This window comes from Domibacillus sp. PGB-M46 (assembly GCF_022668875.1).
Lineage (GTDB): Bacteria > Bacillota > Bacilli > Bacillales > Domibacillaceae > Domibacillus.
Genome location: NZ_JAKGCR010000001.1, coordinates 56,003 through 79,028, shown reverse-complemented (window position 1 = coordinate 79,028; position 23,026 = coordinate 56,003). Strand labels below are relative to the sequence as shown.

The following is a 23,026-nucleotide window of genomic DNA, read 5'->3' as shown; positions in this document are numbered from 1 at the left end:
ATCTCCTTTTTGATACGTCTAGTAGATGTTTACCCGGGCTCCATAGTCTTAAACAAGATCATCGTCCGTTTCAACAACAGCATACTGATCATCCGCTTTTTCGGAAAACCGGTTATAACGAGCTTTAAATAAGCCAAACATATACTGAACAATGACTTTTAGAAGTGCATAAGTCGGCAGGCCGATCAATACACCAACTACGCCGTACAGGTGGGCAGCCGTCAGCAGAACAAAAATAATAGTAACCGGGTGAATTTGCAGCGATTTGCCCATAATTTGCGGAGAAATAAATTTGCCTTCTAAAAGCTGAACAACTGTCCATACTAAGGCAAGCTTTACCACCATAAACGGTGACGTCACGATGGCAATAATAATCGCGGGTGTAATGGCAATGACCGGTCCGAGGTATGGCACGACGCTTGTTACGCTGGCAATAGCCGCAAGCAGCAGCGCATAATCAAGGCCGATAATGAGAAAGCCGATGTACATCATAATTCCAATGCAAAGACTCACCAGCATTTGTCCTTGAATATATGAGCGAAGCTGTTCATCCATTTCAATCAGCATCGCCCCGGTACGGCCGCGCATTCTTGGCGGCAGTACATGAAGGAAGCCGTTATAAAGCTTATGGCCGTCTTTTAGCAGGTAAAACAAAATAAACGGCACAGTTACGAGCGAGACAATAAAATTAGTGAGTGTAGCGATCACATTCGTAATACTGTCAAGCGTATGTCCGGCAAAATCCGAAAAATTCTGCGTAATGGATCCTAGAAACTGTTCAGCGTTCGTCTGCATATTTTTAGAGATTTCCATATATTGTGCTTCAAAGGGTGAGTTGCGTGCCCACATATCGATATCCATGCCGAGCTGCCGGGCGTAGCTTGGGAATGAAGCAATCAGCGCCTCAGTCTGATCCCGCAAAAAAGGCAGGATAGTCACCAGTAAAATGGTAATCAGGCCGGACAGCGCCACGAAAACAATTAAGATTCCCCAGCCGCGCTGTATTTTATAGCGCTGCAGCAGATTTACAAGCGGGCTTAATAAGTAGTAGCCAACAATGGATAAAATAACGGGGAGGGCAACGGTGCCGATAAACCCGAAAATTGGGTCGAAAATAAAGGAAACTCGGGAATATACCATAATAGTAAGCCCAAGCAAAAGCACAAGGCTTAAGACGAATAGGGCTGTGCGTCCGCCTAAAAAACGGACGAGCGGGGATTGTTCATTCATTCAGGTCCACTCCTCTGGCAAATCACAAGGGCGAACGAAGCTGCCTTTGATTCCTTCTATTATACAATAAGAAGAAAAAAAACACGCATTTGCCGCTTTTCTGAAAACACTATTTTTAAAGGAACTGCCAGTTTTTCTCTTATAATGAAGAAAAAAAGGGGGAGCTGCTTTATGCACATTTTGCTTATATTGGCGGGTTCCGTGCTGATTGCCATTGCATATAATTTCTTTTTAATCCCACACGAGATTTTAAGCAGCGGATTAAGCGGGGTAGCGATCATGCTTGGCATTATTACGCCACTGAATACCGGATTGTTAAACTTTTTATTAAACCTTCCGCTGCTCATAATCGGGGTAGTCAAGCTTGGAAAGAAATTTATTGCGTATACGATTTTATCAGTCGTATCGCTGTCTTTGTTTCTTTATTGGATTCCCATCACGCAGCTGTCCACTGAGCCGATCCTCTCCTCTTTGTTCGGCGGCGTGCTAACGGGTGCGGGAGTCGGCCTGACTTTCCGTGCGTCTGCTTCATCCGGCGGTTTTGATATTATCGCGATGCTGCTGGCACGCAAGCGGGACTTCCCGCTCGGCACACTGCTGTCCATCATGAATGCGGTTGTGATTGTAGCTGCGGGCTTTCTGTTCAGCTGGGATGCTGCTCTCAGCACCTTGATTGCCATTTACGCAACAGGCAAAGTGGTCGATACGATTCACACGAAGCACATTAAGCTCACACTGCATATCGTAACCTCAAAAGGCGATGAGCTCTGTGCGAAAATGCTGAAAAACCTGTACCGCGGCATTACCGTCACAGAAGCAAAAGGTGCATATTCCGGCGAAAGCCGCTCCGTCTTAATGACCGTTATTACCCGTTATCAATTAAATGAAGTGAAACAGATGATTCAAGAAGTCGACCCGCACGCGTTCGTAAACATTACGCAGACGGTTGAAGTGATGGGGCTGTTTCACCGGGAATAAAAAACCGATCCGCAAAAGCGGATCGGTTTTTTATATTGTTCTTTTCATGTACTAAAAGCACGAATGAGATCATGGTGTAAAAATTTTTCCTGTCTGATCAAATACTGTCCACCCTTCTACAAGTGGAGGATGGTTCATTCCCCTGCTGATTGTCCTTCCTCCATTCATACGCGGATCATCGAAAACAAACAGTAAAACTCTGTCTTGTGATTTATCATACATATATTGATATCTTATCTTTTTTTCATCTTTAAATTTGTAAGAAATTTCCCACCTTCCTTGTTTGGAATCTCTATACGATCTTTTTTTCCATACTTTGCTTTTATCGATTCCTTGTACTTTCATATACTCGTTTATCCTGGTCTCTGCAAGTTTTTCGTGGGCAGGATACTCGATATACCAATACAGAGTACTTCCTATTGTAAAAATGAGCAGAAGAATGGTTATTTTGAATCGTTTCATTAGTATAGCCTTCTTTCGTCCCGTATTTTCTTGCCTTGATAAATGTCCTTGTGCTGGTTTGTTTCAATGATTGAAGTTATTCGCACGCTCCAGCAGGAACACGCCGTTTTGGGACGGTATAGAAAAAAGCTTTACCTGGCCGTTTTCTTCACTGTAAAACTCGTATTGAGTTTCTGGTTCCTTTTTTCGCACCACGGTAACACGATACCGCCATGGTGTTCCGTTTGACATCCAGTCATCAACGACTTTAATAGATAAAAGGTCATCTTCACTCCAGCCTTGGCTTTTTTCTAAATAAGCGAGCACTTCCTGTTTCACTTGTTTTTCTTTGAATGGGCGAGGGTCCCACAAATAGAAAGCAAGATCAGCGGCCAACAGAAATAAAACAATCCATTTTGTCATATTCAGCACTCCAGTCTGCTTTTTTACTGCTTACATCGGTACAACGCCTGTTCGTAGAAACACGAGCAAAAATAAAAAACAAAAAGCCAGGCTGTTTAACAGAATGCTGATACGCGCAGTCCGTCTTCTTTTTCCTAAAAGAGCACAAAGAATACCAAGCAATGGAAACAGCCCCATTAAAAAAATGGAAAATTCACCGAACGTATAAAAAAACACATCAGTCATCATAAGAAAAGGAATAGAAAAATAACCAAATAAGCAGATAATAGAAAAGAAAATATAATATTTTTTCATTAAAAACTCCCCTTTAGTGTAAAAATACACTAAAGGGGAGTTTTTGTAAATAGATATTTTTAAAATCAATTTCAATCGTACGAAAAAGCCTGCCCGTTTTAAATCGGGCAGGCTTGACGATTATAAAATCTCGGTTACTTCACGGTCGATCAAGCTGGCACTTTTGGCAGCGGTGAATAAGCCGGTGGAGGCCATAAAAACGCCGGATGTGATAATCGCGTTCATCGCCTGCGCAACGGCTGTCTCATCCACCGGTTCAACCGGTGTGTCGATCGTGAGGCTGGACGTGCCGCCTCCGGCAGTAGTGAATTGAAGCTGTAGGGTTTTAGCCATACAGTATTCCTCCTTTTTAGTTAATAGTTGAAGTATCGTTTCGCTCAATGGATACGAGCGGCCGTGCAGACAGCCCGGCAATCGCTGCAGCGGCAGCATTGAACTGATCAGGCGTGGCATCTGTTTTTACGTTTGAATATGTTTTTGTTTGGAACAGCTGCTTGCCATTTTCATCTACGCCATTGTCAAAGGTAAGGCGCAGTGATGATTTCGTTAAAGTTGCTTGTGCCATTGTTTTCCCCTCCTTTCACCCTTTATGTACAAGGAAGAAAGGAAAATCGATACCCTTATTTAAAAAAAGATAGGATGTATGCGAGACAGATATAATATCTAAATAAAAAGCCATCCCCCAAAAAGGGGGATGGCCGCTGTCAGGCATTGATGCCACGCGCTAAGATGGAATCAATTTTTAAAAGCTCTTCATTAGAAAAGTGAAGATTTTCGAGTGCTTTTACGTTTTCTTCGATCTGGCTTACTTTGCTTGCGCCAATCAGGGCTGAAGTGACCCGGCCGTTACGCAGTACCCAGGCTAGAGCCATCTGGGCAAGCGACTGGCCGCGTTCCGCAGCCATGTCGTTTAAAGCACGGATTCGTGCCCGGACTTCATCGGTAATCCGCTCTTTCTCCAGAAATCCGGTCCTTTTAGCGGCACGAGAATTGTCAGGTACGTCGTGAATATATTTATTTGTCAGCAGTCCCTGCGCCAGCGGACAAAAAGCGATCGAACCAATGCCGTGTTCATCCAGTACATCCTGCAGGCCGTCTTCTATCCAGCGCTCGAGCATCGAATAAGACGGCTGGTGAATGAGAATCGGCGTGCCAAGTTCCTTGGCAATGCTTGCTGCTTCGGCTGTCTGTTCGGCAGAATAACTCGAAATTCCGACATACAAAGCTTTTCCCTGGCGGACAAATAAATCCAGCGCCCCGATGGTTTCTTCTAAAGGTGTATTCGGATCTGGGCGGTGAGAATAAAAAATATCCACATAGTCAAGATTCATCCGTTTCAAGCTTTGATCCAGGCTGGCGGTTAAATATTTTTTTGAGCCCCATTCACCGTAAGGGCCTTCCCACATATAATAACCGGCTTTGGTAGAGACAATGATTTCGTCGCGGTACGGAGCAAAATCACTGCGCATGATTTTTCCAAACATAGCCTCAGCGGAGCCTGGCGGCGGTCCATAGTTGTTGGCAAGATCAAAATGAGTAATGCCGAGATCAAACGCCCGGCGCAGCATTGCCCGGCCATTTTCAAATGTATCAACACCGCCGAAGTTGTGCCAGAGGCCCAGTGAAATGGCGGGGAGAAGAAGACCTGATTTTCCGCTTCGACGGTACTGCATGCTGCCTTTGTAACGGTCAGGATTTGCCAGGTAATGATCGGAGTTGGTTAGGTAGCTCATATAAAAGTCTCCTTTGTCTCATAGTCCTCTTTCAGTGTAACGCTTTCATTTCTCGCTGAAAAGTAGTGAAATTTTTAAAAGGTAATAGGGTATGGTATAGGTACTATCAAAAAGATAGTAAGGGAGGTAGATATGAGTAAAGAAGAATTGATTATTGAATGTTCGATTGAATGGGCACCCGGTATCATTGGATCCAAATGGTCTTTTTTAATTCTGCGGGAATTGTTCTGCGGAACGAAACGGTTTGGAGAACTTGAACGCGCTGTCCAGGGGATCAGTCCAAAATCTCTGTCTGATACGCTTCGCCGTCTAGAAGCGGATGACATTATCGTACGGACTGTGTACCCGAAGTATACGTTAACCGAAAAAGGGCAGGATTTTCATAAGATTATTAAAGAAATGAAGCTGTGGGGCGCGAAGTGGAGATGAGAGAACCAGAAATATGTAAACAGGAGCGGACTACTTGTTATGAAGACCAAAAAACTACTTTTTCCGGCCTGGCCATGCAGAAATCCAGCCGTTGCCATGAAAAACAGCCTCCTTTAGAAAGGAGAGCTGCTTTTTCTTTTATTCTTTCATTTTATCGGGCAGATTTTGAATAGACTGAATGACGCCATCAAGCTTCGTTTCAATCCGGTACAAAAGGTAAAAAGTCACCGCGATTGGAAAGCCGACATCCTGGATAAGCGGCAGTATCGTCTCCATCAAACCATCCTCCTTTCTAATAGTTATATACAGGGAACGCGCTCAATTCGAAACCCCGTTTGAAAAAAACACTGTGAACGGAACCGTTCACAGTGTTACAGATTCATAGGTTGTAGTCCGGGCGCGTCCCTTGCGCTTTGACGCATAAAGAGCTTCATCTGCTTTTCGTATTAAAAGAGACGGGTGGTCACCAGGCTGAGGCGCAAGAGCGGCGCCTCCAATACTAACCGTAATCACTTTGTTTTTATGGTCTTCATGCGAAATGCCAAGACGTTCAACTGCCAGGCGGATTTGTTCGGCAAGTTTGAAACTCCTCACCGGCACGCCAGGCGGCAAAATAACGGCCAGCTCTTCGCCGCCATAGCGTGCAGCGGCAGCCCCGACTTCTTTTACGACCTCATCTACTGCTCTTGCTACATGCTGCAGCGCTTTGTCACCGGCATCATGCCCGTATCGGTCGTTGTATTTTTTAAAAAAGTCAATATCGAGCAGAAGAAGAGAAATCGGCTCTTTCAGCTCAAACGCTTTTTTCCATGACAGGGCTAGCATGTCATCAAAAAAGCGGCGGTTGCCAATGCCGGTCAAGCTGTCACTGAATGACAAGCGCCGCAGCTGCTCATTGGTCCGGCGCATTTCTTCTTCTGCCTGCAGGCGGAGTGACTGCTCTTTTTGAAGGTCACGTGCCATATCGTTATATGCACCGCAAAGCTCGCTGAACTCTTTGGACGCATTTGCGAATACCTGATCATCAATTCGGTGGCTGTAATGGCCTTTTCGCAAAATGGTGGTTCCTTCGAGCAGGGCTTGAATCGGCTCTGTGATCCGGCCGATCAACCGGCGTATAAAAAAATAAGAAATAACAAAAATAACCAGTAAAATAATACTCATGAAAAAAAGTGTATCCCGAAACGGCTGCTCAATTTCCGCCGTAGACACTTCGCTGATCAGCACCCATTCCTCTCCGTTAATCCACGTATACTGGCCGATAGATTCTATTCCACTCGCATTGAGATAGGGCTCGGTCCGGTTTTTCCGCTGAAGCGCGTCTTGAAACAGCTTTGTGTTTTTTAGGGATACAGGAAACGTGCGGGAGGAGGCGCTTAGTACGGTGCCCGTTTTATCAACAAGGTACACATTTCCTGTTTTCCCGTATGCAAAGTCACCGACAATATGGCGAATGTCATTCACCAGGACAATTCCAGCAAGGATTCCGCCAAACTGGCCATTTTCACTAGTAACGGGAGCGGAAAAAATAATTGAGCGGATGTTTCGCTCGCCAATCAGCCGCACACCGGTTGTAAAGGTATGCCACTCCATGCCTTCTTGAAAATAAGGCGTGTTGTACACATTGATTTTTCTCGTTTCTGCCCGAGGATTGGTATTGTATAAAATACGCCCATTCCTGTTGGCATAAAACAAATCATAAAAAAGCGTTCGATTGTTGCCAAGCAGCTCCAGTTTTTCATAAAAGCTTTTATCGGCGTTTGAAGCCTCCGGAAGCTCACTTAAATAGTTAATATCACGTGTCAGCTCATCCTGCCATTCGCTGATAAATTCATTCTGCATTTGCAGGGATTTATTTAAATTGGTAAAAGCATCGTGTTCACGCTGCTCCTGAACAAAAATCAATAAAGGGAAGATAGACAACAGTCCGCCAAACAAAATCAACATTGAAATGCCGGTCAAAAAGCGTCCTTTTAGTGTCATGGATCTCCCGTTAAATATCTGTGAAAAGGGCTTCATTTTTTCTCCCTCCACTGCCTCTCTCTGCTTTTATTGTAACAAATTTACTAGATCGGTATCGATTTTTCCTGTGCTCCTATATGCAAAAAAAAGCTAGTTTTCTAAACTAGGCTGAACATTTCTTTTTGTGTGAAAAAAGAACTGGTTGTATACTATTGAATAGAATAGATGCCTATTATTTCATGTTTTAAAGAATAAATAACTAGTTTTTTTGAAACTTTATGATTCGTTAGTCCGTATTTATTAGCTGGCGCGAAGGAAAAAACACCTAAAATAAACATAGAGTAGAAAGGGAGAGGGTAACGTGAGGAAAAGCATAAAAGGAAAAATGCTCTTTATTTTTTCAGTGATTGTTCTTCTGGCTTGCATGATCATTTCATTTGTTAGTTATCATGCTGCACAACAGCTGGCGAAAGATTCACTCAGCAGTGTAACGGAAAATATCGCAAGCCGTGCAGCTGGCATGATTGATCCAGCACAATATGAGAACATAACGGTAGAATCAGACGAAACCGCTTATTACAAGGAACTGCGTGCCAATTTAAATGAGTTAAGAGAAATGAATGGTTTAGAATATCTGTATACAATGGCTCGTGAGCAGGAAGGGGATGGCTATCGTTATGTTTATATGGTTGATGGCATGCCCAATGGGGATGAAAATGCGTCCGGGCTTGGAGAAATAGAAGAAAACGAAGAATACTACGCCATGATGAATCGAGTATTCGAAACAGGGAAAGTTCAAACAGAGATGAGCCGCACAGACGATTATGGTGCGCTGGTGACCACCTATGTACCGATCAAGGCTGGAGATGGCAGGGTAATCGGTTTGATCGGGGCAGATTTTGATGCCAGTGAAGCTTACAAAACCATGCATGCTAACAAAATCGATTTGATTCTCCTGACCGGGCTTATCCTCCTTTTAAGCCTGCTCGTTATTTTTCTTGTGACCCACTATTTAACAAAGCCGTTAAAGCGTTTGACAAAAGAAGTAGAACGGGTAAAAAGCGGAGACTTATCTTCCAATATCAAGCCCAGCTCAAGAGACGAGTTTGGTGTTTTAACGGAAGCTTTCCAAGGAATGGTCCATGATTTAAAAAAGGTAATCGGAGGAATCAACGATAGCACGGAGCAATTGGTGAAAACATCCGATGGACTGTTAGAGGATGCGCGTGAAATCAGCGAGGGAAGCCGAAAGGTTACAGCATCTATGCAGCAAATTGCATCAGGGACCGATATTCAGCGTAAACGGGCCGAGGAGAGTGCTGGCGTGATGAGTGAGTTGTCCCAAGGTATCCAGCATGCAGCCGCATCCAGCTCAGTTGTTTCGGAACGGGCTTCTTTAACGCTGGCTGAGGCTGAAAGCGGATTTCAAAAAGTGACAGATGTTGTTGGGCAAATGCATAACATTAACGAATCTGTCGGGCAGTCAAGCGAAGCGATCAAGCAGCTGGAGCAGCAGTCCGTTGAAGTAACAGACATCCTTCAAGTGATTCAGGATATTTCTTCCCAGACAAATCTGCTTGCCTTGAATGCGGCAATCGAAGCGGCAAGAGCGGGAGAGCATGGAAAAGGCTTTGCAGTCGTGGCAGAGGAAGTGCGAAAGCTGGCCGAGCAATCCGCACAGTCGGCGAAAGAAGTTTCCTTGCTGATTACGAATATGAATAAAGACACCAATCGGTCTGTTGACAGAATGAATGTAGTAGTAGAAAACGTGCAAAGCGGCATTTTGCTTGTTCGGGAAGCGGGAGAAGCTTTTGAAAGGATTTTGTCTTCAATAGAAGAAATTGCACGCCAAATTGAGGAGGTTTCTTCTATATCAGAAGAAATGTCCGCTTCTTCCGAAGAAATTGCTGCTTCGGTAGCAGATTCTGCGCAGATAGCTGCCCAATCGGCAGACAGCACAAAACATGTACAGGCTATTGCGGTTGAACAAAGCAGCTTAACCGAGCACATGTCGGGTTCCATTCAATCTCTTGCCCATATGGCGAAAGAACTTGATGGACTGGCACATAAGTTTAAACTTTAAAAAAACAAGCGGCACTTCATAAAAGAGTGCCGCTTGTTCCTTATGTGCGCCGGTTTTCTACGCTTTTCATACGATTTTGGTCGTCTGGCAGACGGCTTTTGTCTTCTAAACGCTCGTTCTTTTCCCTTTGAATTTGTTTCGTATTTTCTTCAAATCGTTCATCGTATGTTTTTTTTTCCACAGGTCATCACTCCTTATGAGCAGTGTCCCCGTTTTCAGAAAGGGTATGCGCGATCTGCCTGCCGTTTTGGATGCAGGCTCCGATTCCAACGCCAAAATAAGAGCAGCCTGCAAGATGCAGATGCGGGTGATGCCGGTTAAGTTCAGCAGAAAGCCCTGCTACAGCTTGACTGTGTCCGAGGTGATAATTTGGCATTAAATCCGTCCATAATGTAATATGGACGGTCGTTGGTACTTCATGAATGCCAAGGCTTTTTTGCAGGTCCAAAAGGGCCGCCTCGGTAAGCCCTGCTTCAGTCAAACGCGCAAGAGAAGAATAGTGCGGATTTGAGCTTTTATAGAAAAAACGGACGAGCAAGTTACGCTCCGCTGACGTGTGCGTCCATTTCCGGCTTGTCCACGTGCAGGCGTCACACGTTAAATCGGTGCCTTGCGTTACGATAAAGCCAGTCCCATCCGCTGGAAGCTGTTCGTCTGGCAGGTTAAACCCTAAATAAACCGAGATAAGCGAAGAATTTTTTAGCTCGTTAAAATGAGTATCGAGCACCGGATCATTTAAGAGCTTTTGCGCCGCATCGTGCGGGATGGCGAGTACGACATCATCGGCTAGGATCGATTCCCCGGTATGAAGCGAAACCGAAACAGCATTTCCTGTTTTTTGAAGGCTTATTACCTTTGTGCCCGTTAAGATGCGGGCCGATGGTGAACGTTCTGCGAGCCGGTCGACCAGTGTACCGAGTCCGCTTTTAAAGGAAACGAATTTTTTTCGTGCTTTATCACCGAGAAACGTTTCTTTATTGGCAGAAAACCCTTTGATGATACTGCCGTATTCGTTTTTATAATCAAGCAGATAGGGAAGCGTTGACTTCATCGTTAAATTACTCAAATTCCCGGAATAAACGCCGGAGAGAACCGGAGCGATCTGTCGCTCGACAATCTCAGGGCCAAGATAATAGGTTAAAAAGTCACCGACTGAATCTTCCGGGCCAAACGGATTGTCTTGTTTATCAAAATCAGAAAGTGCCGCTCGCTTTCCTTCTTCGGACAGAAGCGTGCTTTCGTTCAGCGATTCGATGCTTGTTGGAATGCCAAACACCGTTTCTTCAGGAATTTTGTGAAGAGTATTATCTGTATATAAATAAGATACACCAGTTTCATTATAGACAAGCTCATTTCCAAGACCCAGCTCTTCAATGAGTGGCAGAACGCCGGCATTCCGGGCGACCATCGAATCCGCCCCTGTTTCAATCGTAAACCCCTTCTCTTTGACTGTCCGGATTTTTCCGCCAAGTGTCTCGTTTTGTTCCACGAGCACGACGTTCCAGTCCGGCTGCCCTTTTGTCAGGTGATAAAGTGCGGTCACGCCCGTAATGCCGCCGCCAATTATAACAACTGTTTTCATCATTTCATCTCCTCAAGACGATGATAGCACTTTTTGAACGGAAGCCTTCAGTTCAATTTCGACATTTCCTTTAACAGCACGGCTGATCATGCAGGATGATTCCGCTTTTTCTGCCAGCCGGTGCGCTTTTTGCACATCCGCTTCTGTTGCATCCGCCGGCAGCACAATCTGCGGCTTATGGATGATGCGTTCATATGTAATCACGCCGTTTGTTACGTCCACTACACCATCGGAGGTCATTGTAAGAGATGATTTCTCCAGCCGGCTGCGCTCCATCATTGCCGCCAGCGTAATAATATAGCAGGTGGCCGCTGCGCCAAGCAGCATCTCGTCAGGATTGGTGCCAATGCCGGGACCATCCATTTCAGGAGGAATCGACACCTTCGTTTTTAAATGGCCAGACTGGATCGTACCGCTGTCGTTGCGTCCGCCCGGCCAGTCAGCTGTTAGGGTAAAGATATGCTTTGCCATGACATTCACTCCTTTTCTCCAGTGTAAATCATTTCGCCCAAAATAGCGGGAGAGACGCTTTTGCCCGCTCTTTATGTTATTCTTTGGAAAAGACATGCAAGTGGGGTGTGAGAAACATGATCATAGTCAGTTCTTGCCTGGCGGGTATGAAAGTGCGTTATAACGGGACAGACCGGCTGGATAAACGAATCCGCCAGCTCGTTGAAGAGAAAAAAGCTGTGATGGTATGTCCGGAATTATTGGGGGGATTTCAAACGCCGCGTCCGCCGGCTGAAATTGTCGGCGGAACAGGAGAAGATGTGCTCGATGGGCGGGCCAAAGTGATCGATCATTTTGGAGATGATGTAACGGATATGTACGTTGCTGGTGCGAAGGCAGCACTTAAAACCGCCCAGGAAATCGGAGCGGAGGCGGCCGTGTTAAAAGAAAACAGTCCGTCATGCGGCAGCAGGGCTATTTACAATGGAAGCTTCTCAGGCGAAAAAATAGCGGGAACCGGAGTCACAACGGCCTTGCTGCGGCGGCATGGTATTCGGGTGCTCTCGGAAGAAGCCTTTTCGGATGAGATAGACGATGATGTTCATCCGGCATAATGCTGGTCAAGAAGAAGTGGATCGTATGAAACCTGGGGTGCTGGGCACTTTCTTCCTGGCAGAGTGTATTCTCACCATCCTGTTTATCGTAGATGTTTCACTTCTTTTGCGCATGGCTGGCTTTCGCCGGCTTTACCGCGCTCAGCATTCTTACCGTTTTTATACCGCTCGTGCGGCTTAAGAAACAGATGGCGCGCACGCTGATACTGTCGACTAGTGCTGTACTTCTCGGACTTGCCCTGCTTGGAGCCATGGGTGCTTTTTGTGGGTTTGCCCGGGTCATGGGAGGCTGACAGGCTTGAAGTGTTTGTTAAGGAGCGGAAAAATTATCGGTGTGAGCATGAGAAACGGACTTCAATGGGAAAGACTATACCAAAAAGAGGAGAAGCCAAAAGTGTTTATACAGCGTATGGATCTCCCGGCTAGTTCGACAAGGAGGAAGCAGGTTGAATCGAATTATCGGAACATATGAAACAAACGACTATATCGTTGAGTATTCAAAGGTTGGAAACGGAACGCCGGTACTCATTGTGCATGGCGGGCATTCCAACTGCTACGAGGAATTTGGTTATGCACCTCTCTTAGAGCGTGGATTTCAGCTCGTGACACCGTCGCGGGCAGGCTATGGTTTAACAACGCCTGCCCCGCTGGAGGAAGCGGTCGGACGCTACGCTGAACTGCTGGATCATTTGGGCATTGACCGGGTGCATGTCATTGGCATATCAGCCGGCGGGCCAACCGCTGTTAAGTTTGCCGGCTTGTATCCAGAAAAAGTACGGACTTTAACCCTGCAAAGCGCAGTTGTCGGCAAATGGCTGACTGCTGAACATACCGAATACAAAACCTCTCAGGTTATTTTTCGCCCCCCGTTCGAGTGGATGACGTGGAAGCTGCTTTCAGTTATCGGCACTGCATTTCCGCGCCTGTCGTTTAGGCCAATGTTTTTTTCACTCAGCACGCTTACGTATGCAGAAGGAAAGCACCTTGTGGAAGAAGAGGACATCGAAGAGGTGCGAAAAATGAACTGCCGTCAGCGGTCTGGCACAGGTTTTCTTATGGATTTAAAAAGCTCCGGAATGGTTACAGAAAAGGATCTTTCCCGTATTTCCTGTCCGGTACTCATTCAAGCAAGCTTGAACGACCGCTCTGTATCTACAGCTCACGCTTATTTTGCAAAAGTGCATATTCCTTCTGCTGCATTGAAACTGTACAACACATGGGGGCATTTGATTTGGCTCGGCAGGGGCTCGGAGCAGGTTCACCGGGATGCCGCCGCTTTTTTAAAAGCGGATGGGGTGATTACCTAAACGGCTGATTTAGGGATAGCAGCAATCGTCACTGAAAGGAGCAGCGCCGTCTTTTATAAACTCTTGATGGTTTACAAAAGACGGCGTTTGCAGCGGAAGGAGCATCTTGAAAAATCAAGGTGGACAAGCTGTATAGAATGAATCAAAGGAGTAAAAGCGGTGAGAAATGTGCTGCTGTTCGTGCCGTTTTGCTTTTTGCTGCCGGGCTCATTCCGCCGCTTCCGGAGGATTATGCTTACAACATCATCAAAATCAGCGCCATCAAATCGTCATAATAATCCACGTAAAAGGCCAGCAGTCCATGAATGGGATAGGGATCAAGTGCCGTCAATTCTGAAAAGTTAATTTGTGCCAGAAGCGACAGGGCATGCCTTCAAGATTCATTGGAAACGCCATACTTTTCAGTCTGTATGCGAAGCCGCCTGCTTTTGATGGTTTTGTTAATATAATAATAAAAAAGGAGAAATGAACAATCATTTCGTGAAAACCGCTATAAAAGAAGGATACGTGGCAGAAGCCTAGGTGTATGGAAAATAGAACAGAAAGAGTTGTCTTTAGTAAAGACAGCTTTTCTTTAAAATGGAATTTACAAAAAATTGAAAAAAAGGTATGCTGGTGAAGAGGTGATGGAATGAAAGCGGTAAAGGTAACGTTATGCACCCTCACACTGATCGTGTTTGGTTTGTTTATGCTGGGGTACTGGATGACGCCGGCTCCCGGGGCCTCATCCGGTAACGGCAATCCCGCTCTGCTGATTTTAATAGGACTTATTCCTTTGTTTATTGTGATGACAGTACTCTGGTGGACACTGCTGCGCCGCTGCCCTTTTCAAGCCAAAACATATTGCATCAGTATTCTTCTGTTGCTTACCCATTTAGCAGCGGCTCTTTTTTACCGGCATCATTCACTTGAAGCATACCGCGGCGTGATCAGGCAGGCACTTTTAAACCGTTACGGCACATGGGACGAACAGTACGTACAGGATATTACAACCGGGCTTTCCATTCATATCAATCATCAAAATTTCAATGTAAATACGTTTCTGTTATTTTTGTCAGCTGTGCTTTTAGCGGCTATTGTATTCCGGATTTTGGACCGAACTGCCGGGCGAGAATCATAGAAGCTGGAAATAATTATGGTCTCTGCTCCAAAAATGGTATAAAATAGTAGTGACACCCATAGGAGGGAGCGATCAGATGCCAGCCTTTTTTATTCTAATGATTGTGGCCGTTGCCATATTTTTGGTTGTGAAAGCTGTTAAAAAGAAGTCGCTGCCGGACAATTACTACACGCCGTATGATGATCTTCAGCTCAGCCAGTCTTTTGATTCGCATTCCTATAAACGTCAGCAAGAAACAAAACATGAACATCCTTATGAGGAAAAAAAGCGTGACTAAGCCGTTTTATCCTTTTTACATGCAGCCGCTGTGCTGCTTCTTTTTTTGTTTGGGGGCAGGAAGGATATAAACAAAAAATATCTTCCTTCCCGGGCAGCGAAGTTGTCCATCACAAGTTAGGTGCGGTAATCGGTGAAAGCAGGGGGCAGCATCGTTAAGAAAATTATTTTTTTCTGCTGGACCAGCCGGATGTTAATACGTATATCACAATTGGACAAGGAGAGCGGGGTGATTCCGCTTATACGGTTCAAGTGCAGGCAGAATCTTGGAGGGAAGAAATGAAGAAATGGACATGTATACTGGCAGCGGGTTTCTTGCTTGCTGGCTGTTCACAGGGAGAGGATTTAAAGCAAAAAAAGCAGGCAGGGGAAGAAGTGATCATTGTCAAAGCCAGTGAATTATTTAAAGGAGGAGAAAAAGCTTTACAGCCACACCTCCATATTCAAGGCGATGCCGTTATATTAAATAAGCCGTCCGATGTCGCTATTACATTCGATATATGGCAAAACGGCAAAATAGCGCAGAAAGGCAGTCGGCTGTCGAATGATCCTCAAGGGGACATTAAAGAGGTTAGCTTCTCGCTTCAGCCCGATCTGTCAAATAAAAACAGCCGGCTTGTAACCATTGCTTGTAATGGCAATGAATTATCGCTTTCTTCATCCGTTGATGTTCCAAGTGACACATCCATAAGCTGGACAGCTGATCTTGCTGAGAATGCCGACGACGAAGGCTTGAAGATCAAACCGGGTGAACGAAAAGCCGTCTGGGGATATGGAATGATCAAAGTGAACGGAGCCGCAAGCTCCACAACCGAGGAATCAATTCAGCAGGCAGACTGGGGAATGCTTATTTATATAGAAGCAGCCAGGTAGCGAGGAAAAACAAGCATTGGCCGCCCGGCTTGCAGTCGTGGTTTCTATTTTAAATGAAAAGAAAAAACGGCTGTCTCGATGAGAGACAGCCGTTTTTTATAATGGATTAATTTACGCCGGCTGCCGTTGAAAAACGGGTCTGCCATTCGGCAAGCTCATCCGGTACCATTGGTTTGGCGTAATAGTAGCCCTGCACAATAAGGGAACGGGCGGTTTCAGTTAAAAAATGTACCTGCTCCGCTTTTTCAACCCCTTCAATGACAATATGCAAATTCAGCGACTGGCCAAGTGTAATAATGGCATTTAAAATAGCAGAATCTTTTTCTGAAAGCGGGACCCGATCAACGAATGATTTATCAATTTTGAGCGTTGTAATCGGCATCTGACGCAAAAAAGACAGTGACGATACGCCTGTTCCAAAGTCATCAAGCGCTACAGAAAATCCTTGATCGCGGAACGAGCCGATCGCCCGGATGGCACTTTCAGCAGATTGCACCACGCTTGTCTCTGTGATCTCAAGCTCAAGCTGCTTCGGATCCACATGGTAACGTTCAAGCACTTTTTTTAAAACCGCCTTTAGACGGGGCGATGTTACGTACTCGCCTGGAATATTTACAGCAATTTTTTGATTAGGAAGTCCACATTTGTCCCATTCAGCAATTTGCCGGGCCGCCCGGTCGATGACCCAGTCTGTCAGCTCGTTGATGCGATGATGCTGTTCGAGAATCGGAATGAAAATGCCTGGCGACAGCATCCCATGTTCAGAGTGACGCCAGCGAATGAGTGCTTCAAATCCGGCAAGCCGGTCTGTATCTGCCATGATTTTAGGCTGATAGACAAGGAAAAGCTCGTCTTTTTCCATTGCCCTTGTAAGTCCCCCTAAAATCTCCTGTTCAACGGAAAAGGCATGAACAGCCGGGTCATATAAAACAACGTCATGATTGTATGAAAGAAGGGGATACTCCAATACAGCCATCGCTTCTGCATACAGCTGATGAGTCGTATTTGTCCCGCTGACCGAAGAAACGGAGCACACAGAAGCGAGCTCAATCCATTTTTCCTCGATCTCTATAGGTTCCTTCCATTTTAATGCGATTGTTTTCATCGCCTGAACTAAAATATCCGGTTCAACTGCCGGAGCAAGAAAAGCAAAGCGATTTTCATCAATCCGATATAAATCGGTAAAGCCTGGACGCGCTTCCCGCAGCGTGCATGCAATCTGCTGAAGAACCTGCTCTCCGAACGCATAGCCGTAGCTTTGGTTAATTTGTTCAAGATTGTCGAAATGCCAGATTGCTAAACTGCCTCGTTCAGCTGGTTTATTGAGTGTTTTTTCAAACAAGCGACGGTTAGGCAGACGGGTAAGTCCGTCGAAATAGCTGATACGGTAATCAATATACCGGTCTAATATGCTCGAAAACAGCAACAGGACGAGCAGAAAAGACATTCCGGCGGTTACCGGCATAATGAGCATATTCATACTAGCATGATCAGCATGGCCGCCTTTTATAGCGGAAGGTAAGGCAAAAAAAGTGATCGCATCCATACCGGTGTAATGCATACTTGAAACGGCCACTCCCATTAAAAGAGCCGTAACAAGCTTGAACGTCCATTTTTCCATTAACTTTTTTAACCGGGAAAAAGCGTATAGCGCGATAAATGACACGAAGATGGCCAGGATAATAGACCAAACAAACAGGCCAAGGTGATACCGGTAGATGGCATTTCCAGCCATTGCAGCCATGCCAGTGTAATGCATGGCTGCGATTCCAATCCCCATTGTCAAACCGGCAAGAACAAACGAAAAAAGAGAATGCCTGGGCCGGCTGACTAAATAAAACGCTAAGAAAGAAGCGAGAATCGCCGGCACAATAGAAAGAAAGGTCCAGCCATAATCAAAATGCATCTCCATGGGCATGGAAAAAGCACTCATACCGATAAAATGCATAGACCAAATCCCAAATCCCATTGAGAGAGAAGATAAAAGCAGCCAAATCGACGGGTGGAAAAAACTGTTTTTTCGCACTCGTTCATTGAGCGAGAGAGCCGTATAGGAAGCCAGGCATACAATGAAAATGGACAGCAGCACAAGTAAAGGTGAATGATTTCCGGATAGCTCAATATATCCCGATGGAGCGGATAACGTAAACATAAAGAATTCCTCGTTTCTACACAGTCCTATCTGTATTATCGGTCAATTCCCCCCTCTTTTCTAGGAAGAAAAACCTATTTATTAAAAAAGATAACAAGCTTTGTTTTGTTGTAAAAAATAAAACAAATTAGGTAAAAACACACAAAAAAGGTACTATATGCTGAAATGTATAAAAACCGATGTCTTTCTCAGCGAATTCTTCTCCCTGTTTCATACACTGGAATAAAGGCGGAAGGAATAAAACCGACTGCAGCCGATGCAGTCATTGCTGGCCAGAGATAGTGAATACGAAACCGGAGCTTTTTTCTAAAATGGCGAACTGCAGTAAATATGATTTCATGTTTAGGTGAAATGTTCTAAGGAAAATAGAATAAGAGATTGTTACAAAGAACCTATAAAACAGCCGAAAAAATGAAATTGATCCTTGTTTTCAACAAGTGCCATTATACCTTAGAAGCATACTCATTTTTCCAATGCTAGCGAACTATTTACGTGTCTGCCTGTAAATGCTAAAATCAGCTCAACACACCTAGATAGGAGACTAGCATACTTGAATAAGTACACATTTTTTACCGCCGCTACTGCCGCTACTGTCACTGTTGCAAGCTTCTCAGCACCTGCAAGCGCAGCAGATCATGCAGATTATGAATTTCCTTTTAAAGATGTCGGGGACCGATATGCGGAAGCGGTTGAGTTTTTATATATGATCGAAGCCATTAACGGTGTATCCGAAACAAAGTTTGGCACACAGCAGACGCTGACGCGCGGAGATGCTGCCGTTATTCTTTCCAATCTGCTTGGACTGGATACAGAAAGCGCGCCGGATGCTGGATTTAAAGATTTAAATACTCGGATTAAAGGTTCGGTGAATGCCCTTGTAGAATACGGAGTTGTCTCTGGTGTAACGAAAACGGAATTCAAGCCAGGCGAGCCGCTGAGCCGTGGTGCAATGGCAAAGTTCCTTGTTACTGCGTTTGAACTTCAAGATTATGCGGAAGAAACGCCGTTTACAGACGCAGGCGGTGTATTCCAGCCGTATATCGAGGCTTTATACGGCACAGGTATTACAAACGGAAAAACAGCAACATCCTATGGCACGTATCAAAACATTACTCGTGGCGAGTTTGCAAGCCTGCTTTATGCTGCGGTTATGTTTGAATTTGAAAACTTGTATTATCCAGTTCCAGTCAAAGCGACTGTTACATCAGCTACCTCTACACAGGTTGTTTTTGAGGAAGCAGTACCAGACGATTATACACCAGGAGAAATTGCCAGCCTGCTTTACTTTTCTCTTGATTATAGTGATGGAACAGAAAACGAAATTAATCCCACGTCTTATACATTGTCAGCAGATCGTATGACATTAACCATCCGTCATGAAGATTTAACGGGCAAGAAAGGCACAATGCTGGTTAGTGATTTTGAAAAAGAAATTATAGCGCCGTTTAACTTTGAACCGGTTACAGCTACATCGAGCGCAAATGTAAAAGAATCATTTGAACAGCCTGCTGGTGTACCAGCGACCGAAGCCGCTCAATAAGAAAATAAAAAGCACTCCATATTTGGAGTGCTTTTTTCTATGTAGTTTTTACACCCTGTTCGGCCGGTTCCGTTTAATGCTGCCGAGCGCCACCTGCAGACTGGAGTAAAACTGCATGTCAGCGATATCGTTCATGATCCGGTTAAAGTAAAAGGCCATTTTGGGAGAAACGCCGCTGACGATCAGCTCCGCTCCCAGCAGCCGAACGGTATTTCGAAGATTTTGTATCCATTCCTCCGTCATACTAGAATCCAGATAGAGCCCGGTCACATCCACAATCACATGCTCCGTTTCTGTTTTGAACAGTTTGCCAGAAAGCTTATCGATAAGCAGAAAAGACCGGTTTGCATCCATTTGGCCGACAAGCGGCACGACCATCGTCTCATCATCAAGAGAAATAATGGGGATAGATAAATCTTCAATTTCTTTTTTTGCCGCTTCAATATCTACATTCAAGTTCATTTTATCTGTCACATCGTATTGGAGGCCAATAAAATAAAGCGTGTTATCCAGCCGGACCGGCTTAATATTGATCCGGTTCCAAAACGGTGTGCCGTCCTTACGGTAGTTTAAAAGTGTACGTTCAAATGGATGTACAAGCCTAATCGCTCTTCTCATTTCGGAGATGCTGCTTTTGTCGGTTTCTTCTCCTTGCAGAAACCGGCAGTTTCTTCCGACTGCTTCTTTCTTTGAATACCCTGTTACGCGTTCAAACCCTTTGTTGACAAACATAATGGGATTGTCAGGTTTAGCAGCATTTGTGATAACAGCCCCGTTTTCCATAAGGTCCAATGTATGAACCAATAATGAGGAAGCATGCTTTTCTTGTAAAAATTCCATAAGCTCTCCTTTATTCGTGCCCAGTCCCTATATGCCGGCAGGTTAATAATCGAATATGCAAAAGTCTATCCATGACTCTATACCCTTTTTTTGCTTTATTCAAACGCTTTGGTAGTTTAAAAGTATGGTGCAACGGCATGTACCTTTAAAAAAGGTAGGATTTTTTGAGGTGTAATAAGGTAAATATGGTATGATATTGATGATTGTGTTTATGAAAATAATATGTAGAGGGAATAGGAATTTTTTCTCTTTTCTGACCAAGCGATTCCAAAAGAAAGATAGCGTTTACAAGGAGGCGATTCGATGAACATTCGCCTGCTTCAACCACTGGAAGCACCGCCTTATAAGCTGCTGCTGCTGGCAGATCCCTCCCGGTCTATCGTAGAGAAATATGTAAAACGGGGACGGTGCTTTTTACTTGAAGAAGAAAGCAGAATCATTGGTGTGTATATCCTTCTGCCTGTTAATCCTGAAGTAATAGAGCTTGTCAATATTGCTGTAGAGGAAACCCGCCAAGGAACCGGCATTGGCAGGCTGCTTATGGAACACGCGATTAAACAGGCCAAAGCCGGGGGTTATCAAACAATGGAAGTCGGTACTGGTAATTCAAGCATTTCTCAGATTGTTTTTTATCAGAAGTGCGGCTTTCGCATGATCAGCATTGACCGCGATTTTTTTCTTCGACATTACAAAGAAGAAATTTGGGAAAACGGCATTCAATGCCGTGATATGATTCGAATGGCCATGACACTTACCTAAAAGGGTCACAGCCAAAACGTATATTTTTTAGAAGAACAATTGCCTGCTTCTTTAAAAAGCTTCATAAAAACCGATGTAATAAAGGATATAGCAAATAACGGAGTGAGGAGGAATACAATGAAAAGGGAAAAAGCAGGATCCTTGAAACGGACCGTCATCGGACTAGTTACAGCTCTGTTGATTGGTTTGTTTCTTTTGATCGGATCGTTTATGTACATAAATACGAAAAAAGCGATTGAACAAACTGTCCGCGAAACGGCTGTTCTGCATGCCGAGCGGATTGCGGAAAGCATTGATCCCGAAGTGTACAGTGATTTTTTAAAAAACCCAAAAAAAGATCAAACGTATGAAAAGCTGCGTATTCAGCTCAATGACTATCGGGAAAAAATTGGTGCTATGTACGTATATACATTGCAGGCAGACGGGCAGGACTCACTTGGTATCATGGTAGATGGCATGGCAAAAGCGGAAGATGCCGTGGCGATCGGAGAACCGACGACCGCAACGGGCTATAAGGACGTAGCAGCTGTATTTGAAGGAGGAACAGCTGCCACAGAGATTGTGAGTGATCCAGACTACGGCGACTACATGTCTGCTTTTGCTCCTATTAAAGATGCCAGCGGCAATGTAGTCGGGGTGCTTGGTGTAGATCTAGAAGCCAATATTGTAAAAAACATTGTCCAAAACGTCATGAAGAATTCTATTCCGCTGCTTATAGCAGGACTTTTAGGAGCACTCGCTTTACTGCTGGGCATCCTGTTCTTTTTCCTGACGAAACGATTGAACCCGCTTGCAAGGCTAAATCGGGCAGCAGCGCTTGTTTCAAATGGAAACATTTATGAAGCCAAAAAGGAAACACAGGCGTTTCAGGCAGCTTCCAATGATGAGATTGGTGTTCTGAGCGGGTCGATTCAAACCATGATTAAGACGCTTGAAGGCATGCTTCAAGACATTCAGCTTCACTCTGTAGAGGTGAGGGGCCAAAGCGATTCGCTATATAAAATGTCTCACCATATGAAAGAATCGAGCAGCCAAATTGCGGTGACAATGGAGGAAATGGCAACCGCCACAGAGCAGCAGGCTGAAGCAGCAGCCGGCATCTCAGAAGGCATGAATCGCTTTTCTTCTCTTGTTTCAGAAACGGCAGAGCAGGGCAGCGCGATCTCGGGCTCATCTAATGAAGTTATGCAGAGAACGAGAGAAGGCGAGAAGCTGATGACATCAGCGATTGACCAAATGGACAAAACGCATATGACAGTACGCCAATCCGTTCAAAAAGTAACAGAGCTCGAAGCAAAAACAAATGAAGTCCAGGCACTCGTTTCTTTTATAAGCGGAGTCGCGGATCAAACAAACCTGCTGGCGCTGAATGCAGCAATCGAAGCGGCACGTGCCGGTGATGCAGGAAAAGGCTTTGCCGTAGTGGCGGAAGAGGTGCGAAAGCTTTCTGATCAAGTATCTACATCCGTTCAAGGAATTCAGCGTATCGTTCAAAGTGTAAATGAAATGACGAATGAAGTGGCTTTTTTCCTGGAGCAGGGACTTCAGCAGGTGGAAGAAAGTAAAAACGGATTGAATCAAACCGGAGCAGCATTTAAGGATATTACAGGGGAAATTCATTCTATGGATGATGCTATCAAAAAAATGCAAAGCCGTCTTCAAGAAGTGCTCACACGCCAAAGCGAGATGTCTAATGCCCTGACGGAAGTAGCCGCTATTTCCGAGCAGAATGCAGCGGGTATTGAGGAAGTAACAGCATCCGCCGAACAAATGAATCATCTGGCGGAAGTGACACAAAGCCAGGTGGATAAATTGCAGGTTATGTCGGGCGAGCTGGATGAATTAAACCGAAAATTTACTTTATAGCTATAATTAGCGAGCAGCCTTTTCAAAAGGCTGCTTTTTATTTTAAGAAAGATGAACATTTTTTTACAGTGTCT

Annotated in this window: 28 protein-coding genes; 13 read left to right on the top strand and 15 right to left on the bottom strand. The window is 44.8% G+C overall.

Annotated elements, in window-relative coordinates; translation table 11 throughout:
• Positions 1-48: 48 nt before the first annotated feature.
• Positions 49-1,230: an AI-2E family transporter gene (locus tag L2D08_RS00375; protein WP_242231730.1), complete on the bottom strand. Its 1,182-nt coding sequence runs from the start codon at positions 1,228-1,230 to the stop codon at positions 49-51.
• A gap of 171 nt (positions 1,231-1,401) precedes the next feature.
• On the opposite strand from L2D08_RS00375, the gene L2D08_RS00370 reads away from it, so the two are divergent.
• Positions 1,402-2,208 (top strand): YitT family protein, encoded by an 807-nt coding sequence (locus tag L2D08_RS00370; RefSeq protein ID WP_242231729.1) that lies wholly within the window; start codon positions 1,402-1,404, stop codon positions 2,206-2,208.
• A 69-nt stretch (positions 2,209-2,277) separates the two neighbouring features.
• Here the strand turns inward: L2D08_RS00370 and L2D08_RS00365 are convergent, their stop codons facing one another.
• The 6 genes from L2D08_RS00365 to mgrA all read right to left on the bottom strand — a co-directional run bounded on the left by L2D08_RS00365 (position 2,278) and on the right by mgrA (position 5,099).
• Positions 2,278-2,670, bottom strand: coding sequence for a DUF3139 domain-containing protein (locus L2D08_RS00365; RefSeq protein WP_242231728.1), 393 nt, complete (start codon positions 2,668-2,670; stop codon positions 2,278-2,280).
• A 63-nt stretch (positions 2,671-2,733) separates the two neighbouring features.
• Positions 2,734-3,072, bottom strand: a complete 339-nt coding sequence (locus tag L2D08_RS00360) for a DUF3139 domain-containing protein (RefSeq protein WP_242231727.1) — start codon at positions 3,070-3,072, stop codon at positions 2,734-2,736.
• Positions 3,073-3,102: 30 nt separating this feature from the next.
• On the bottom strand, positions 3,103-3,366 hold the full coding sequence (locus L2D08_RS00355; RefSeq protein WP_242231726.1) for a hypothetical protein: 264 nt from the start codon (positions 3,364-3,366) through the stop codon (positions 3,103-3,105).
• A 120-nt stretch (positions 3,367-3,486) separates the two neighbouring features.
• Positions 3,487-3,699: a DUF2922 domain-containing protein gene (locus tag L2D08_RS00350; RefSeq protein ID WP_242231725.1), complete on the bottom strand. Its 213-nt coding sequence runs from the start codon at positions 3,697-3,699 to the stop codon at positions 3,487-3,489.
• Between the two features lie 16 nt (positions 3,700-3,715).
• Positions 3,716-3,931, bottom strand: a complete 216-nt coding sequence (locus L2D08_RS00345) for a DUF1659 domain-containing protein (RefSeq protein WP_242231724.1) — start codon at positions 3,929-3,931, stop codon at positions 3,716-3,718.
• Between the two features lie 139 nt (positions 3,932-4,070).
• Positions 4,071-5,099 carry an L-glyceraldehyde 3-phosphate reductase gene (gene mgrA, locus L2D08_RS00340; RefSeq protein ID WP_242231723.1) on the bottom strand — a complete coding sequence of 343 codons (1,029 nt, stop codon included), beginning with the start codon at positions 5,097-5,099 and terminating at the stop codon, positions 4,071-4,073.
• 132 nt (positions 5,100-5,231) lie between these two features.
• On the opposite strand from mgrA, the gene L2D08_RS00335 reads away from it, so the two are divergent.
• Entirely contained in the window at positions 5,232-5,528 is a 297-nt protein-coding gene (locus L2D08_RS00335) for a winged helix-turn-helix transcriptional regulator (protein WP_242231722.1), read from the top strand.
• A gap of 138 nt (positions 5,529-5,666) precedes the next feature.
• Here the strand turns inward: L2D08_RS00335 and L2D08_RS00330 are convergent, their stop codons facing one another.
• Complete coding sequence (locus tag L2D08_RS00330; RefSeq protein ID WP_242231721.1) at positions 5,667-5,804, bottom strand: YvrJ family protein; 138 nt, start codon at positions 5,802-5,804, stop codon at positions 5,667-5,669.
• A gap of 87 nt (positions 5,805-5,891) precedes the next feature.
• Positions 5,892-7,547: a sensor domain-containing diguanylate cyclase gene (locus L2D08_RS00325; RefSeq protein ID WP_242231720.1), complete on the bottom strand. Its 1,656-nt coding sequence runs from the start codon at positions 7,545-7,547 to the stop codon at positions 5,892-5,894.
• Between the two features lie 304 nt (positions 7,548-7,851).
• Between L2D08_RS00325 and L2D08_RS00320 the strand changes: the two genes are divergently transcribed.
• A complete protein-coding gene (locus tag L2D08_RS00320; RefSeq protein WP_242231719.1) occupies positions 7,852-9,573 on the top strand; it encodes a methyl-accepting chemotaxis protein in 1,722 nt (573 codons plus the stop codon).
• A 40-nt stretch (positions 9,574-9,613) separates the two neighbouring features.
• On the opposite strand, the gene L2D08_RS00315 is transcribed toward L2D08_RS00320, so the two are convergent.
• From L2D08_RS00315 to L2D08_RS00305, 3 genes are read right to left on the bottom strand one after another with little or no spacing between them, the layout of a single operon-like run.
• Positions 9,614-9,754, bottom strand: coding sequence for a hypothetical protein (locus tag L2D08_RS00315; RefSeq protein WP_242231718.1), 141 nt, complete (start codon positions 9,752-9,754; stop codon positions 9,614-9,616).
• Positions 9,755-9,760: 6 nt separating this feature from the next.
• Positions 9,761-11,155, bottom strand: coding sequence for a protoporphyrinogen oxidase (gene hemG, locus L2D08_RS00310; protein ID WP_242231717.1), 1,395 nt, complete (start codon positions 11,153-11,155; stop codon positions 9,761-9,763).
• A gap of 12 nt (positions 11,156-11,167) precedes the next feature.
• Entirely contained in the window at positions 11,168-11,626 is a 459-nt protein-coding gene (locus L2D08_RS00305) for an OsmC family protein (protein WP_242231716.1), read from the bottom strand.
• Positions 11,627-11,742: 116 nt separating this feature from the next.
• On the opposite strand from L2D08_RS00305, the gene L2D08_RS00300 reads away from it, so the two are divergent.
• The 4 genes from L2D08_RS00300 to L2D08_RS00285 all read left to right on the top strand — a co-directional run bounded on the left by L2D08_RS00300 (position 11,743) and on the right by L2D08_RS00285 (position 13,801).
• Positions 11,743-12,219 carry a 2-thiouracil desulfurase family protein gene (locus L2D08_RS00300; RefSeq protein ID WP_242231715.1) on the top strand — a complete coding sequence of 159 codons (477 nt, stop codon included), beginning with the start codon at positions 11,743-11,745 and terminating at the stop codon, positions 12,217-12,219.
• Positions 12,200-12,400, top strand: coding sequence for a hypothetical protein (locus L2D08_RS00295; RefSeq protein WP_242232051.1), 201 nt, complete (start codon positions 12,200-12,202; stop codon positions 12,398-12,400). The genes L2D08_RS00300 and L2D08_RS00295 overlap by 20 nt, the downstream gene beginning before the upstream one ends.
• A gap of 265 nt (positions 12,401-12,665) precedes the next feature.
• Positions 12,666-13,526: an alpha/beta fold hydrolase gene (locus L2D08_RS00290; protein ID WP_242231714.1), complete on the top strand. Its 861-nt coding sequence runs from the start codon at positions 12,666-12,668 to the stop codon at positions 13,524-13,526.
• Between the two features lie 137 nt (positions 13,527-13,663).
• The gene (locus tag L2D08_RS00285; protein ID WP_242231713.1) at positions 13,664-13,801 is read left to right on the top strand and encodes a hypothetical protein; all 138 of its coding nucleotides are present in this window, start codon (positions 13,664-13,666) and stop codon (positions 13,799-13,801) included.
• On the opposite strand, the gene L2D08_RS24415 is transcribed toward L2D08_RS00285, so the two are convergent.
• Entirely contained in the window at positions 13,762-13,857 is a 96-nt protein-coding gene (locus tag L2D08_RS24415; RefSeq protein WP_375337551.1) for a hypothetical protein, read from the bottom strand. The genes L2D08_RS00285 and L2D08_RS24415 overlap by 40 nt on opposite strands.
• A gap of 300 nt (positions 13,858-14,157) precedes the next feature.
• Here L2D08_RS24415 and L2D08_RS00280 point away from each other — a divergent pair, with 300 nt between their 5' ends.
• From L2D08_RS00280 to L2D08_RS00270, 3 genes are all read left to right on the top strand, one after another.
• Positions 14,158-14,646 (top strand): hypothetical protein, encoded by a 489-nt coding sequence (locus tag L2D08_RS00280; RefSeq protein ID WP_242231712.1) that lies wholly within the window; start codon positions 14,158-14,160, stop codon positions 14,644-14,646.
• Positions 14,647-14,722: 76 nt separating this feature from the next.
• Entirely contained in the window at positions 14,723-14,923 is a 201-nt protein-coding gene (locus L2D08_RS00275; RefSeq protein ID WP_242231709.1) for a hypothetical protein, read from the top strand.
• Between the two features lie 278 nt (positions 14,924-15,201).
• Positions 15,202-15,795 carry a hypothetical protein gene (locus L2D08_RS00270; RefSeq protein WP_242231707.1) on the top strand — a complete coding sequence of 198 codons (594 nt, stop codon included), beginning with the start codon at positions 15,202-15,204 and terminating at the stop codon, positions 15,793-15,795.
• 106 nt (positions 15,796-15,901) lie between these two features.
• Here L2D08_RS00270 and L2D08_RS00265 read toward each other — a convergent pair whose 3' ends face one another.
• On the bottom strand, positions 15,902-17,947 hold the full coding sequence (locus tag L2D08_RS00265; protein WP_242231706.1) for a bifunctional diguanylate cyclase/phosphodiesterase: 2,046 nt from the start codon (positions 17,945-17,947) through the stop codon (positions 15,902-15,904).
• Between the two features lie 550 nt (positions 17,948-18,497).
• Here L2D08_RS00265 and L2D08_RS00260 point away from each other — a divergent pair.
• A complete protein-coding gene (locus L2D08_RS00260; protein ID WP_242231705.1) occupies positions 18,498-19,487 on the top strand; it encodes an S-layer homology domain-containing protein in 990 nt (329 codons plus the stop codon).
• Positions 19,488-19,535: 48 nt separating this feature from the next.
• Here the strand turns inward: L2D08_RS00260 and ytvA are convergent, their stop codons facing one another.
• Entirely contained in the window at positions 19,536-20,327 is a 792-nt protein-coding gene (ytvA, locus tag L2D08_RS00255; RefSeq protein WP_242231704.1) for a YtvA family blue-light photoreceptor, read from the bottom strand.
• Between the two features lie 303 nt (positions 20,328-20,630).
• On the opposite strand from ytvA, the gene L2D08_RS00250 reads away from it, so the two are divergent.
• Positions 20,631-21,086 carry a GNAT family N-acetyltransferase gene (locus tag L2D08_RS00250; protein WP_242231703.1) on the top strand — a complete coding sequence of 152 codons (456 nt, stop codon included), beginning with the start codon at positions 20,631-20,633 and terminating at the stop codon, positions 21,084-21,086.
• 117 nt (positions 21,087-21,203) lie between these two features.
• Positions 21,204-22,952 carry a methyl-accepting chemotaxis protein gene (locus L2D08_RS00245; protein ID WP_242231702.1) on the top strand — a complete coding sequence of 583 codons (1,749 nt, stop codon included), beginning with the start codon at positions 21,204-21,206 and terminating at the stop codon, positions 22,950-22,952.
• Positions 22,953-23,026: the final 74 nt, after the last annotated feature.

What these genes read in the sequence shown, in the direction of transcription:
- L2D08_RS00345 (WP_242231724.1), bottom strand. Translation starts at nt 3,931, where the DNA reads ATGGCACAAGCAACTTTAACGAAATCATCACTGCGCCTTACCTTTGAC.
- L2D08_RS00280 (WP_242231712.1), top strand. Translation starts at nt 14,158, where the DNA reads ATGAAAGCGGTAAAGGTAACGTTATGCACCCTCACACTGATCGTGTTT.
- L2D08_RS00325 (WP_242231720.1), bottom strand. Translation starts at nt 7,547, where the DNA reads ATGAAGCCCTTTTCACAGATATTTAACGGGAGATCCATGACACTAAAA.
- L2D08_RS00265 (WP_242231706.1), bottom strand. Translation starts at nt 17,947, where the DNA reads ATGTTTACGTTATCCGCTCCATCGGGATATATTGAGCTATCCGGAAAT.
- mgrA (WP_242231723.1), bottom strand. Translation starts at nt 5,099, where the DNA reads ATGAGCTACCTAACCAACTCCGATCATTACCTGGCAAATCCTGACCGT.
- L2D08_RS00375 (WP_242231730.1), bottom strand. Translation starts at nt 1,230, where the DNA reads ATGAATGAACAATCCCCGCTCGTCCGTTTTTTAGGCGGACGCACAGCC.
- L2D08_RS00355 (WP_242231726.1), bottom strand. Translation starts at nt 3,366, where the DNA reads ATGAAAAAATATTATATTTTCTTTTCTATTATCTGCTTATTTGGTTAT.
- ytvA (WP_242231704.1), bottom strand. Translation starts at nt 20,327, where the DNA reads ATGGAATTTTTACAAGAAAAGCATGCTTCCTCATTATTGGTTCATACA.
- L2D08_RS00270 (WP_242231707.1), top strand. Translation starts at nt 15,202, where the DNA reads ATGAAGAAATGGACATGTATACTGGCAGCGGGTTTCTTGCTTGCTGGC.
- L2D08_RS00245 (WP_242231702.1), top strand. Translation starts at nt 21,204, where the DNA reads ATGAAAAGGGAAAAAGCAGGATCCTTGAAACGGACCGTCATCGGACTA.
- L2D08_RS00370 (WP_242231729.1), top strand. Translation starts at nt 1,402, where the DNA reads ATGCACATTTTGCTTATATTGGCGGGTTCCGTGCTGATTGCCATTGCA.
- L2D08_RS00300 (WP_242231715.1), top strand. Translation starts at nt 11,743, where the DNA reads ATGATCATAGTCAGTTCTTGCCTGGCGGGTATGAAAGTGCGTTATAAC.
- L2D08_RS00365 (WP_242231728.1), bottom strand. Translation starts at nt 2,670, where the DNA reads ATGAAACGATTCAAAATAACCATTCTTCTGCTCATTTTTACAATAGGA.
- L2D08_RS00295 (WP_242232051.1), top strand. Translation starts at nt 12,200, where the DNA reads ATGATGTTCATCCGGCATAATGCTGGTCAAGAAGAAGTGGATCGTATG.
- L2D08_RS00305 (WP_242231716.1), bottom strand. Translation starts at nt 11,626, where the DNA reads ATGGCAAAGCATATCTTTACCCTAACAGCTGACTGGCCGGGCGGACGC.
- L2D08_RS00285 (WP_242231713.1), top strand. Translation starts at nt 13,664, where the DNA reads ATGAATCAAAGGAGTAAAAGCGGTGAGAAATGTGCTGCTGTTCGTGCC.
- L2D08_RS00335 (WP_242231722.1), top strand. Translation starts at nt 5,232, where the DNA reads ATGAGTAAAGAAGAATTGATTATTGAATGTTCGATTGAATGGGCACCC.
- L2D08_RS00275 (WP_242231709.1), top strand. Translation starts at nt 14,723, where the DNA reads ATGCCAGCCTTTTTTATTCTAATGATTGTGGCCGTTGCCATATTTTTG.
- L2D08_RS00250 (WP_242231703.1), top strand. Translation starts at nt 20,631, where the DNA reads ATGAACATTCGCCTGCTTCAACCACTGGAAGCACCGCCTTATAAGCTG.
- L2D08_RS00360 (WP_242231727.1), bottom strand. Translation starts at nt 3,072, where the DNA reads ATGACAAAATGGATTGTTTTATTTCTGTTGGCCGCTGATCTTGCTTTC.
- L2D08_RS00350 (WP_242231725.1), bottom strand. Translation starts at nt 3,699, where the DNA reads ATGGCTAAAACCCTACAGCTTCAATTCACTACTGCCGGAGGCGGCACG.
- L2D08_RS00330 (WP_242231721.1), bottom strand. Translation starts at nt 5,804, where the DNA reads ATGGAGACGATACTGCCGCTTATCCAGGATGTCGGCTTTCCAATCGCG.
- hemG (WP_242231717.1), bottom strand. Translation starts at nt 11,155, where the DNA reads ATGAAAACAGTTGTTATAATTGGCGGCGGCATTACGGGCGTGACCGCA.